Genomic DNA, 11720 nt, shown 5'->3' with positions numbered 1-11720 from the left:
GGTCAGACCCCAGATTCGATCCTCCAGGCCCCTGAATTACGCGGAACGCAGGAAGCAAGGGCATCTGGTACCACGCCTACGTCATCATCGACATCTTCAGCCGCTACATCGTCGGCCACACCGTCGAGGCGGCCGAATCAGCCGAGCGAGCCGAGGAGTTGATCCGCGACACCATCACGCGCAACGGCATCGTCCCCGAGACCGTGCACGCCGACCGCGGCACCTCCATGACCTCCAAGAAGGTCTCCCAGCTGCTGATCGACCTCGGCGTCACCAGAAGCCATTCGCGCCCGAAGGTCTCCAACGACAACCCCTACAGCGAAGCCCAGTTCAAGACCACCAAGTACATGTCCGACTATCCCGAACGGTTCGAATCCCTGGCCCACGCCCGCGAATGGTTCGACGCCTTCATCTCGTACTACAACCACGAGCACAGGCACTCAGGCATCGGACTACACACGCCCGCCAGCGTCCACTTCGGCACCGCCGAGGAGATCCGCGACCAGCGGGCCGTCACCCTCGCCGAGGCCTACGCACGCCACCCCGAACGCTTCGGCCGCCGCCCCAGACCACCCGAGATCCCGAAGACAGCGTGGATCAACGACCCCGCCAAGCGCAGGGAACCCGCACCACAAACCTCATAGCGTCACGACCGTCTCACTGGACTTGAAATCTTCCGCATCGACACCCGACAGGCCGCCCATGCCCTTCACCATGCGATCCGGGGGATCCGCGACAAACTCCCGGCGTCCCCCTCGCTGTGGGCTGCCTATGTCCACGCCGGCGCCTAGGAAGAGAGCCGCCGGCGTACGCAGCACAAGAGCTACCGGCTCGGGTTTCGAAGGCTGCGAGGTGTTCACTCACTTCTCCACCGCGGGCCGCAACAGTTGGTGGGACCTGACCTGCCCCCTTCGTCCGCGCCTCACCGACTCCCCAGCCGGTGGTTGGCAATCAACTCGCGATACCAGGCGTACGACGCCTTCGGCGTACGACGCTGCGTCTCGAAGTCGACGTGCACCAGACCGAAGCGCTGGCTGTACCCCTCAGCCCGCCGAACACCCTGTCACCCTACCCGGGCCGCCGACGTCCGGACCTGACGAAGCCAAACTGCCTACCTGGAGCCAAAGTTGGCCAGGCACACCACTTGGACGAAGCTGAACCCCACAGCGACGACTCGCAGCCGTCCGACGCCAACGGGTCCGTGAGCAAAACCGACTGCTCCAACGGCTGGTTCCGCACCGACCGCAACCAGGGCATCGCCAACATGGTCGGCTGGCACAACGCCACCACGAGCCAGGCCGTCACTAACCGGTACACCGACGGCAGCAACCTGATGGTGTGCCTCGGCTCGCTGGTCCAGCGCTGGTTGAAGCCCTGGCTGAGCGCCTCATACCGGCCGTCCCCGGGGAGCACGAGCAGCTCGCCGGGGTGGGCCGGGCGGATCGGCTGCGGCCGCCTGGGCCGGCCCCGCCGCGAGGGCGCCCAGGGAGGCTCCGGCAGCGACCGCTCCGGCGACGCCCAGGAGTTTGCGTCGTGAGACCTCGTTTCGCACGCGTCGACTCGCCTTCACCGTATGTGGAGTTGGGAACCTGGGCGGTCGCGCTGGCGGACCGATGGGAGTCCACCGCGGCAGCGGATGCGCCGGACCAGAAGGTGCAAGGGAGTTGGCGACGTTCGCTGACCTGGCATCAGATCGAGCCGATTCCAGGTGAATTCAGGCTGGCATTGTCTTCCGGGCCACCGCCTCGACACTCCGGAGGATCCCCCCGCCGTCCGCTGCGGCAGGCCGGGCAGGCGGGGGTGATCCGGGCCGGCCGGAATCCGCCGTCCAGGCGCAGTGACCTGCCACGATGCCCAACAGGCGGCCGCAGCAACGGCGCTGAGCCCTTTTTTTGCCATCCCGTGACTGAGCGAACGCGACGGCTGGGCCTATCTTTCCATCCGGCGCCCGCTCGCCCCCTGCGGAGACCCCGAGGCGGTTCAGCCGGGCTCCAGCCCGTCGGCGCGCCTCGAACCCCTGATCCGCGCCATCCGCATCCGGCCTCGGAAGGCCTCATGACATTTGACTTCGCACGGGTCGACTCCGGTTCGACCGCCTGGGTACTGGTCAGCGCAGCACTCGTCCTCTTCATGACGCCGGGCGTCGCGTTCTTCTACGGCGGCATGGTCCGCGCGAAGCACGTCATGAGTATGTTGATGCAGAACTTCATGGCCATCGCGCTGGTGAGCGTGGCGTGGGTGCTGGTCGGCTACACCCTCGCCTTCGGAAAGGGCGACGGATTCATCGGCGATCTGCATTTCGCCGGTCTCGCCCATCTGGACCAGGTGGTTCCCGGCTTCACCGGGAGCAGTGCGATGGCCATTCCGCCGCTCGTCTTCGTCGTCTACCAGATGATGTTCGCCGTGATCACCCCGTCGCTCATCACCGGGGCCACGGCGGACCGCTGGCGGTTCAGCACGTTCGTGCCGTTCGTCGTCCTGTGGTCACTGCTGGTCTACAGCCCGGTCGCCCACTGGATATTCTCACCGACCGGATGGGCCGCCAGGCTCGGCGTGCTCGACTTCGCCGGAGGGATCGTCGTGCACACCACTGCGGGCGCCGCCGCGCTCGTCATGGCGATCGTCCTGGGCAAGCGCAACGGCTGGCCGAGCCGGCAGATGCCGCAGAGCAGCCTGCCCCTGATGCTGGTCGGCGCGGGGATCCTGTGGTTCGGCTGGTTCGGCTTCAACGGCGGCTCCGCCCTCGGCGCCAACGAGTTGGCCGCCAGCGCGTTCCTCAACACGAACACCGCGGGCGCCGCGGCGCTGCTCGGCTGGCTGGCCGTGGAGAGGCTCCGGCACGGCAGGACCAGCACGGTCGGCGCGGCCGGGGGTGCCGTCGCCGGCCTGGCCGCGATCACGCCGTGCGCCGGGTTCGTCAGCCCGCTCGGCGCGCTCGCGATCGGGGCGGCGGCCGGCGTGCTCTGCGAGTTCGCCGTCGACTGGAAGCACCGCCTCGGCTACGACGACGCCTTGGACGTGGTGGGCGTGCACCTGGTGGGCGGCGTGTTCGGCGCCCTCGCGGTCGGCCTGTTCGCCACCAGGTCGATCAACCCGGCCGGGGCGAACGGCCTGTTCTACGGCGGCGGTCTGACACAGCTGGGCAGGCAGGCGATCGGCGTCGGCGCGGCTTTCAGCTACACCGTGGCGGTGACGCTCGCCATCGCCCTGGTTCTCAAGAGGCTGATCGGCGACCGGGTCTCCGAGGCGGAGGAAGCGCGCGGGCTCGACCTCAGCCACCACGGTGAGACCGCGTACGTACTGACCGAGCCGTGACGCCTCGGCCCTAGCGCCTGTCGGTCTGGAGGGGCCCGGGGTACTACCCCGGGCCCAACACGGCGTCCAGCAGCACACAGACCGCGGCGCCGAGCACGACCGTACCGGGCAGCAGCGAGGTCGCCGCCCGGTCGCCGGCCGAGAAGGCAAGCACAGCCAGCACGCCGAACAGGACGAGGAAGCACCCGCCGATGGGCACCAGCGAGAACAGCAAGTCGCCCCGGTGGCAGGCCCATTCCATATCACCACCACAGCTGCCGATGGCGTCGAGCCGCCGGTACGCGCGGGCGACGAACCACGCGGAGCATTCTGTCGGGGCCGACCTTCCGATTGGTGCGGGCCAGCGGATGAACCACTGGTGAAGACCATCGGACCTGTCGAACACCTTGTCATCTCTTCCCCGGGTTCGGTGCGCAGCTATGGGCCTGCCTCGCAGAGCCCCGCCGAACCTGCATCGCGCCTGACGGCCGCCGCCTCCGGCCCCGAGCCCAACTACCGTCCGTGCCGTACCCGGTGGGCGGCGATCAGGTCGCGATACCAGGCGTACGAGGCCTTCGGCGTGCGCGCCTGCGTCTCGAAGTCGACGTGCACCAGGCCGAAGCGCTGCTGGAAACCCTCAGCCCGTCGAACACCCTGTCACCGTACCCGGAGGGCAGGCTCGGCCGCTCTGCCTCCTCTGTCGGGCCTTTCGCCGTCGGGCCGGCGGCAGCGGCCTGCGCCGACCGGGTGGCAGATCGCGGGGAGCCCCGCGCGGCTCCCCGCCGACAAGCCTGGCACATCGGTGGAGCCAGGCTGCCGCCACCCACCTGACACCGACCAAGCGGTCCCTCCTGGTGACCTGGACCGTCTTCGGTACGACCTTCGGCACCGTCCGGCTGATCACCCACGGCATCCGGGGCGGCTGACGAGTTCGCGCTGCTGCCGACCCTGCGGGACGTCTACTGGACCGAGGAGGGCCGGATCAGCGTCGACGTGGCCCTGGGAATCATGGCCGCGCTCGGCACCTGTCTCACCGCGGCGCCCTTCTGGCACGAGATCGTCCGCATCACCCGCGAGCACGCGGGGCCCCGCGGCGCGCCCTCCTGGCGCGGTCGGCGCCGTACGACTGACGCCGCGGCCGGGGGTCCGGCGTTCTGTCATACCCGCTTGCCGGGATCACCGTAGTCGTGCCGGCACCTCAGAATCCTGCGCCACGTGTCTGTGCAGCCGGGACGTCAGCGGGAAGTCACAGTGCCACAGGCTCATCGTGCCCGGGGCAGCTCAACGGGTGCGGCAGGTCGTTCGGGTAATGCGGGCAGCCCTCGGCGTTCCGGCTCGGATAGGCCTCGGCATCCCGGCGGTCCAGAGCCTCTGCGGTCACGGGGTACTTGGCGCGGAGCCGGTCCCGGAGGGACTGGGCAGGCTTGCCGGCTGCCGATCCCGCGTCGAGTTCCACCCCCGGGCCGGGGACCACGACTCCGGGTGCACGCAGCTGCGTCAGCTCCGCTTCCAGCTCAGCGACACGGGCCTCAAGTCGCTGCACGTCTCGGGTCGCATCCTTGTATCCCTCCTGGTTGCGCCTGGCGACGTGTGTGAGGGTGTCCACCCGGTCCGCGAAGGCGTCGCGTTCGGCTGCGATCGACTGCACGACCTGGCCGGCGATGACTGCCGCAATCCAGTCGACCCATTCGTTGATGCGCTCGGTGCCCGGGTTGCCGATCAGCTCGACATCCTGCAGGCCGTTGAGCATCGCCGGGCGGATGGTGTCGGCGATGCGCTGCTGCGGGCCGGGCCGCTCGGTCACAGCTGCTCCTCGATGACGATTCGGACGGCTTCGCCGACCGCTCTGGTGCGGATGGTTTCGGGGAACCGATCTTCCCACGCGCCGGCTGTCCATCCGACACGGGCGAGCCTGCCCAGCCGTGCAGTCGACGCTCTTCCTTGCCCGCCCAACGGCGCACTCGGTCAGCGGCCGCCGTGTCTCCGATGGTCTCTCCGCCGATCGCGGTACGGGCCGAGGCCGACCTTCGCCGGACCGCCCAAGCCGCCGGCCGGCTCCCTGCGGCCCCCACCCCAGCACGCCTGGTCGGCACGGGTCGACGGGCAGGCACATGGTCGCGGAGGCGGTGCGTTCCGGCGGCTGGTACGCCGTGTTGGAGACCCTGACCACTGTAGCCCCGGAGTCCCCGACCGTCCTGGCCGATGAGGTCCAACCACCCTCGTCGCCGGGTGAACTGCCGTAGTTCGCCCCCTCGGCGGTCACCCCGATGTCGAACCTGTCGGAAGCAGGCGCCCCCGGCCCCGCCGTGCCTCAGGGCTCCGGCTACGCGGTGTGTCCGCAGGCCCTCACCGCTTCTGCGGAGGCCCGAGTCCACCCGACAAGCCCCTCGGCGCCGGGTTCGACATCTCGCGAGCGACCGCCTGCTGCTGTGTCGCTGGAGGCACCGCGGTCCGGGGTCAGCGGGTGATCGAAATCGCGAAGGGGACGAATCCGCTGGAGCGGATCACGTGGGGTACGAACAGGATCGCGGCCTCCGTGGCGCGGGCGGTCCGGATCCCGCCGAGGTCGGTGATCCACTCCGTGCGCCAGCCGAGGTCGGTGAGGAGTTCGCGGACGGTCTGCTTGGCCCTGGGGTCCTCGCCGGAGACGAACACCGTGGGCGTCTGGGTGAGCGTGGCCGGCGCGGTCATCACCGGGAAGAGCATGGTGTTGAGGGTCTTGACGACGTGTGTTTCGGGGAGCGCTTCCTGGAGTTGCTCGGCGAGGCTCGAGCCGGGGTAGAGCAGGTCGGCGGGCAGTCCGTCCGGTCCGTCGATGGTGGCGTTGGAGACGTCGACGAGGATCTTGTCGCGCAGTTCGTCGCGCAGGGCGGCGAGCAGGTCCAGGGAGCCGGCGCCCGGGGTGGCGTTGATGACGATCCGGGCTGTTCGGGCGGCGTCGGCGGCGGCACCCGGCGCGCGGTCCGCCACGGTCACCTCATGTCCGGCCCGGGTGAGGGCGGTGGCCAGGTTGCCGCCGACGCGGCCGTTTCCGAGAACGGCGATCGTGGTCATGATGATCTGGTTCCTTCCGTGCGTGCGGGTTGTGGTGCAGAGTCAGCGTGAAAGCGTGGCGACGGCCTCGGCGTGGACGCCGGGCGCGGCGGCCAGGAAGCTTTCGCTCTGCGGGGTCCAGGGGCGGCCCTTGGCGTCGGAGATCCGTCCGCCGGCCTCGGTGACGAGGAGCGCGCCGGGCAGCAGGTCCGCTCGGGCGCCGGCGAACTGCCAGAAGGCGTCGAGCCGGCCGGCGGCCACGTTCAGCAGGTGCAGGGTCGCGGGTACGGCGACGCGGACGACGAGTGCGTCGAGGAGCATCGCGGTGATCGAGGAGCCGACGCGCCGCACGACCTTCTCGTCCTCGTCCGGCCGGGCCTGGCTGGTGGCCACGATGCTCAGGCCGAGGTCCGCGGTCCGGGAGACGTTCAGCCGCCGGCCGTCGAGGTGGGCGCCCGCGCCGGTGAGCGCGGTGTAGGTCTCGCCGGTCAACGGCAGGTGGACCACGGTGAGCACCGGCTGGTTGTCGCGCACGAGGGTGGCGGTCACCGCCCACTCCGGCAGGGCGTGCAGGTGGTTGACGTTGCCTTCGGCCGGATCCACGACCCACCACTCGCCGGGCGGCAGCGCCCCGCCGTCCAGCTCGTCCGCCACCCAGCCGGCGTCCGGGCGCAGGCTCGTGAGGCGGGGACGCAGGATGCCGAGGGCCGTGTCGTCGTTGGCGGCGAGCGCGCTCATCAGCTCGTCGCGGGTCCGGTAGGGGACCACCTCGCCGTACCGCTCGCGCAGTGCCGAACCGGCCTCACGCACGGCGGCCGCGGTCCGGTCGAGCAGGCCGGCGTCGGAGCCGGTGACGTCAGTGGTCCGAAGCGTTTCGGACATGGTGGAACTCCCATCTGAGCAAGGGGCGTTGAAGAGGATTTCGGGCCAGGACGCGCATTCCGTCCTGCGCCGTGGTGACGACGCTATCCACCCCCTCCATTAACATCAAATGCATGTCAAGCACGGCTGGGATTACTCCCATGCAATTGGATTTGAATCTGCTCACCGCGCTCGACGCGCTGCTGGAGGAGGGCAGCGTGGCCGGGGCGGCCGCACGACTGCACGTCACCGCTCCCGCGATGAGCCGGAGTCTGGGCCGGATCCGGCGCACGACCGGGGACCAGATCCTGGTGCGCACCGGCCGCACCATGACCCCGACGCCCTATGCGATCGCCGTCCGGGAGCAGGTGCACGAGCTGCTGCACCAGGTCCGGGGCGTGCTGGCACCGAGCCGCGAACTCGATCCGGCCACGCTGGAACGCACCTTCACACTCCGCTGGCACGATTCCCTGGTCGCCCTCAGCGGCCCCGCGCTGCTCGCGGCCGTACGCGGACAGGCGCCGGGCGTGCGACTGCGCTTCGTCGCGGAATCCAGCACCGACACCCCCGAACTGCGACGCGGCGCGGTCGATCTGGAGGCGAACGCCAACCGTCCGAGCGCACCCGACATCCGCGCCGAGAAGGTGGGCGAGACCCGCCTCGTCGCCGTCGTGCGGCAGGGGCACCCCCTCACCCGCGCCCGAACCGTCACCACAGAGCGGTACGCCGCCGCCGAACACGTCACCGTCTCGCGACGTGGAAACCTCAGCAACGCCGTCGACGACGCCCTCGCTCGGCTCGGCCTCACCCGCCGGGTGGTGGCGGCCGCGCCCACGGAAGCGGCCGCGCTGGAGTTCGCGCGCGGCTCCGATCTCCTGATCAGCGTCCCCGAAGTCACCACACGCACCGCGGCCGCCGGCCTCGGTCTGGTCGTGCTCCCCCTGCCGCTCGAACTACCGTCGGCACCGGTTTACCTGTCGTGGCATCAGCGCTACGACACCGACCACGCCCACACCTGGCTGCGCGCACTGGCGCGAACCGCACTGGCCGCGTGCGGAGCGTCGTAGCCCGACGCCGTACGGCCGCTTCACCGGGACACGTCCATACTCCAGGGTCACCTCACAGCACGGCGGGATCGCACGCACAACGGCGAGCCTGGCTTCCGTCAAAGTGGCACATCGGCGGAGACGGGTGCGGGCGCGTGCCAGCGGAACAGCCAGGACATCGGGGCGAGAGCCACACCCTCCGGCACCGCGCGGGTACCGACGTCGCGCACGGTCGCGCGCCACCGGGAGTTTGGCATGTTGTTGTGGGTCATCTGGCGCGATATCCACGACACCGCCCGCACCCGTCGCCGCCGCGCCTTCGAATAGGCTCGCAGGTCGGGCGCGTAGGCCGCGAGTGTCACCGCGTCCTCGATGGCCATGGCGGCACCCTGTCCGAGTTCCGGGCGCATCGCGTGCGCCGAGTCGCCCACCAACGCGACCTTCCCGAGAGCAAGCATTCTCGGCACCGGAACTTCGAGAAACTCGTCGCGCAGAATCCGTGCCGGATCGGCCGCCGCGAGGACCTCGGGCACCGGCGACGCCCACTGGGTGAAATGGTCGAGGCTGTCGAAGCCGGGGTGGGCGGCCGCGAAGAAGTAGGTGCGCCCGCCCCGCATCGGGAGCACGCCGAATTCCGCATGCACCCCGACGATGCCACCGGCGAACTTGGACACAGGGGTGTCGAGCACGCCGCGCCAGGCGGTGATCCCGGTGCGACGCACGGCGGTGTCGCCCGGCCACAGGCGCTGCCGGATCGCGCTGTGCACTCCGTCGGCACCCACGATCAGGTCGTGGCGCACCGTCTCGCCGCCGACGCGCAGGGTGCCGTCGAGGGTGACCCCGTCGACCGAACTGCCCGGCCGCAGGCAGTCGCTCGGAAGTGCTTGTGCGAGAAGGGAGATGAGGTCCGCGCGGTGCAGCACCGTGAATCCGCCCGCGAGCGGTTTCGCCCAGCGTGTGAACAGGACCCGCCCGGCAGCGTTGCGGACCTCACCGGGACCCTCGCCGACCCCTGCGGCTTGAACAGCGGCACCCACGCCGAGCGCGTCCAACGCAGTGATCGCGTTGGGGAACAGGGAGATTCCCGCGCCCACTTCGGTGAATTCCGGCGCCCGCTCGTAGACGGTCACCTGCCATCCGGCCTTGCGCAGCGCGATCGCGGAAGCGAGGCCGCCGATCCCGCCGCCCACGATCCCGGCACTGCGTCCCTGCGACATGGAATGCGACATGTAAGCCCCCATCCGCATCTCGGCTTACCCGAGCCGTTGTTACTCGAGAGTAACAACGGCTCGTTGGGGTTGTCCAGAGTCCGGCATCGGCCGCTGGACAAGGGAGACGTCTCGGGCAGCAGGTCACGGCGGCGATGAGTCGCAGCCACCTCAGGGACACCTTTCTACCGGCAACCACGAGCGCCGGTGTTTGCATCAAGCCCTACCGGCGATATGTCGTGCAGAACCATGGGCCGGGAGACCCGCTTCATGCCACCTCACCATGATGGGCACCATTCCCGCCACGGTGCTGCCGACATTGTCGAAGGACAGCGGCACCAGGCACAGTGCGCCGCCCGGCGAGGCACTGGCCACCCAGATGTCGACGTCGCGGGAAGCTCCCGTGTGCCGCGGCCTGTGGTGATCGTTTGGTGCGGCCAGAATCTCCGTCTACTGTCCTCCCACGGGCTCGGTCAGGCGATTTCGATCTGCGCCACCCTCGTCCCGCCCGGTCTACCGCCCGTTCCGCTTTCGGTGCGTAGCGATCAGGTCGCGGTACCAGGCGTACGACGCCTTCGGGGTGCGCTTCTGCGTCTCGAAGTCGACGTGCACCAGCCCGAAGCGCTGGCTGAACCCCTCCGCCCACTCGAAGTTATCGATCAATGACCAGGTGTAGTAGCCACGGACGTCGACCCCTTGGGCCACCGCCGCGGCGAGGGCGTCGAGGTGGCCGGCCAGGTAGTCGATGCGCGGCTGGTCGTGGACGGTGCCGTCGGGGCCGGGCTCGTCGGTGACCGAGCAGCCGTTCTCGGTGATGGTGATCGGTGGCAGCGCGTCGCCGTACCGGTCCCGCAGGCCGACCAGGAGTTCGCGCAGGCCGTCCGGAACCACCGGCCAGCCGAAGGCCGTTCGCGCCACACCCTCGATCTCGGCCTCGGTGAACGGGAGTCCGCCGGGGTCGGTCGGGGCCGCGATCCGGGTCGGGTTGTAGTAGTTGACGCCGAGCCCGTCCAACCCGGGAGCGGCGATCAGCTTCAGGTCCCCGGGGCGTACGCATCCGCCGAGGTCCTCCGCGACGCCGTACGCGCTCAGGTCCGGGTAGCGCCCGAGCAGCAGCGGATCGGTGAACAGCCGGTTGTGCAGGGCGTCGTACGCCTCTGCCGCCGCCACATCCGCCGCCGCCTCGCTCGCGGGCCAGACGGGGGTGAGGTTGTTGGCGGTCATCACCTGATGGCCGCGCTCGCGCAGCAGCGCCGCCGCCAACCCGTGCCCGAGCAGCTGGTGGTGAGCGGCCGGCAGCGCGTCGAGCATCAACGTGCGCCCCGGGGCGTGGATCCCCAGCGCGTAGCCGAACACCATGTGCACGAAAGGCTCGTTGAGCGTGATCCAGGCGGGGATGCGGTCACCGAGCCGGTCCACCACCAACTCGGCGTACTCGGCGAAGCGGTACGCGGTGTCCCGGGTCAGCCAGCCGCCGCCGTCCTCCAGGGCCTGCGGCAGGTCCCAGTGGAAGAGCGTCGGCAGCGGGGTGATCCCGGCGGCGAGCAGGGCGTCCACCAGCCGGTCGTAGAAGGCGAGTCCAGCCGGATTCGGCTGCCCGCTGCCGGTGGGCTGGATCCTGGGCCAGGCGATCGAGAAGCGGTAGCCGTCCAGACCCAGGCCGCGCAGCAAGGCGATGTCCTCGGCGTAGCGGTGGTAGTGGTCGCAGGCCACCCGCCCGGTGGACCCGTCCCGCACGGCGCCGGGCCGCGTGGCGAACACGTCCCAGATCGAAGGCCCACGCCCGTCCTCGTCCACCGCCCCCTCGACCTGATAGGCAGCGGTCGAAACACCCCAGCGGAAGCCCGCCGGAAGATCAAGACGGTTCAGCATGTCCTGGCTCCCTTCCTTGAACACGAGGAGTCCTCAGGTTAGCGGAACGCTGCTCAACCGCCAGAGACAGCAGGGCGATTCAGGGACCGAATGTGCAACACAGGGCCCTCCACCGGGCACACCACGCGCCGGGTCCAGCAGGGCCCACAGGTAAGGCTGGCGTGCGCGGATCGGACTCGAGAGCCGGAGGCGTTTCGGCACCTGATCGGACCACCTCCGCGCGGCGGTCCACCGACTGGCCACTCGCTGCCAACCGGCCTGTCTTGAGCAGGGGTCCACACTGCTGTCCGAAGCCCGCGTGAACTGACACCAGATCAAGTCCGTGTTCCCAAGCCGCTGATTCAACCTGACGGCCCCTCTCCGATGCGGTGAGCCCGTCGGATCAGCGGAAGGATCGGCTTTCTTC

At 69.8% G+C, this 11720-nt stretch carries 11 protein-coding genes and 2 pseudogenes; 4 read left to right on the top strand and 9 right to left on the bottom strand.

Features of this window, described 5'->3' with window-relative positions; all coding sequences use genetic code 11:
• Positions 1-35 precede the first annotated feature (35 nt).
• Positions 36-644: a DDE-type integrase/transposase/recombinase gene (locus OG403_RS33900; protein ID WP_329572705.1), complete on the top strand. Its 609-nt coding sequence runs from the start codon at positions 36-38 to the stop codon at positions 642-644.
• On the opposite strand, the gene OG403_RS33895 is transcribed toward OG403_RS33900, so the two are convergent.
• Positions 639-860, bottom strand: coding sequence for a hypothetical protein (locus tag OG403_RS33895; RefSeq protein WP_329571241.1), 222 nt, complete (start codon positions 858-860; stop codon positions 639-641). The genes OG403_RS33900 and OG403_RS33895 overlap by 6 nt on opposite strands.
• Before the next feature lie 62 nt (positions 861-922).
• A pseudogene (locus OG403_RS33890) lies at positions 923-1048 on the bottom strand (family 1 glycosylhydrolase); the annotation flags it as partial.
• Between the two features lie 153 nt (positions 1049-1201).
• On the opposite strand from OG403_RS33890, the gene OG403_RS33885 reads away from it, so the two are divergent.
• Together OG403_RS33885 and OG403_RS33880 are read left to right on the top strand one after the other, a co-directional pair.
• Positions 1202-1537: a hypothetical protein gene (locus OG403_RS33885; RefSeq protein ID WP_329571239.1), complete on the top strand. Its 336-nt coding sequence runs from the start codon at positions 1202-1204 to the stop codon at positions 1535-1537.
• A gap of 365 nt (positions 1538-1902) precedes the next feature.
• Positions 1903-3315 (top strand): ammonium transporter, encoded by a 1413-nt coding sequence (locus OG403_RS33880; protein WP_329571237.1) that lies wholly within the window; start codon positions 1903-1905, stop codon positions 3313-3315.
• 43 nt (positions 3316-3358) lie between these two features.
• Here OG403_RS33880 and OG403_RS33875 read toward each other — a convergent pair whose 3' ends face one another.
• The 5 genes and pseudogenes from OG403_RS33875 to OG403_RS33855 form a co-directional block, all read right to left on the bottom strand.
• The gene (locus OG403_RS33875; protein ID WP_329571235.1) at positions 3359-3700 is read right to left on the bottom strand and encodes a hypothetical protein; all 342 of its coding nucleotides are present in this window, start codon (positions 3698-3700) and stop codon (positions 3359-3361) included.
• A 107-nt stretch (positions 3701-3807) separates the two neighbouring features.
• Positions 3808-3936, bottom strand: a pseudogene (locus OG403_RS33870) (family 1 glycosylhydrolase); the annotation flags it as partial.
• A 604-nt stretch (positions 3937-4540) separates the two neighbouring features.
• Positions 4541-5098, bottom strand: coding sequence for a hypothetical protein (locus OG403_RS33865; protein ID WP_329571231.1), 558 nt, complete (start codon positions 5096-5098; stop codon positions 4541-4543).
• Positions 5099-5751: 653 nt separating this feature from the next.
• Positions 5752-6348: an NADPH-dependent F420 reductase gene (locus tag OG403_RS33860; protein ID WP_329571229.1), complete on the bottom strand. Its 597-nt coding sequence runs from the start codon at positions 6346-6348 to the stop codon at positions 5752-5754.
• Between the two features lie 42 nt (positions 6349-6390).
• On the bottom strand, positions 6391-7209 hold the full coding sequence (locus OG403_RS33855; RefSeq protein WP_329571227.1) for a 3'(2'),5'-bisphosphate nucleotidase CysQ: 819 nt from the start codon (positions 7207-7209) through the stop codon (positions 6391-6393).
• A gap of 140 nt (positions 7210-7349) precedes the next feature.
• Between OG403_RS33855 and OG403_RS33850 the strand changes: the two genes are divergently transcribed.
• Positions 7350-8255, top strand: a complete 906-nt coding sequence (locus OG403_RS33850) for a LysR family transcriptional regulator (protein WP_329572703.1) — start codon at positions 7350-7352, stop codon at positions 8253-8255.
• 98 nt (positions 8256-8353) lie between these two features.
• Here the strand turns inward: OG403_RS33850 and OG403_RS33845 are convergent, their stop codons facing one another.
• Both OG403_RS33845 and OG403_RS33840 read right to left on the bottom strand, forming a co-directional pair.
• The gene (locus OG403_RS33845) at positions 8354-9463 is read right to left on the bottom strand and encodes an FAD-dependent monooxygenase (protein ID WP_329571226.1); all 1110 of its coding nucleotides are present in this window, start codon (positions 9461-9463) and stop codon (positions 8354-8356) included.
• 492 nt (positions 9464-9955) lie between these two features.
• Entirely contained in the window at positions 9956-11314 is a 1359-nt protein-coding gene (locus tag OG403_RS33840) for a GH1 family beta-glucosidase (protein ID WP_329571224.1), read from the bottom strand.
• Positions 11315-11720: the final 406 nt, after the last annotated feature.

Origin of the sequence: Kitasatospora sp. NBC_01266 (assembly GCF_036242395.1) — a bacterium.
Taxonomy (GTDB): domain Bacteria; phylum Actinomycetota; class Actinomycetes; order Streptomycetales; family Streptomycetaceae; genus Kitasatospora.
Note: the sequence above shows the minus strand (reverse complement) of the source record. Positions and strands in the feature narration are given on the sequence as shown.

What these genes read in the sequence shown, in the direction of transcription:
- OG403_RS33855 (WP_329571227.1), bottom strand. Translation starts at nt 7,209, where the DNA reads ATGTCCGAAACGCTTCGGACCACTGACGTCACCGGCTCCGACGCCGGC.
- OG403_RS33840 (WP_329571224.1), bottom strand. Translation starts at nt 11,314, where the DNA reads ATGCTGAACCGTCTTGATCTTCCGGCGGGCTTCCGCTGGGGTGTTTCG.
- OG403_RS33860 (WP_329571229.1), bottom strand. Translation starts at nt 6,348, where the DNA reads ATGACCACGATCGCCGTTCTCGGAAACGGCCGCGTCGGCGGCAACCTG.
- OG403_RS33845 (WP_329571226.1), bottom strand. Translation starts at nt 9,463, where the DNA reads ATGTCGCATTCCATGTCGCAGGGACGCAGTGCCGGGATCGTGGGCGGC.
- OG403_RS33850 (WP_329572703.1), top strand. Translation starts at nt 7,350, where the DNA reads ATGCAATTGGATTTGAATCTGCTCACCGCGCTCGACGCGCTGCTGGAG.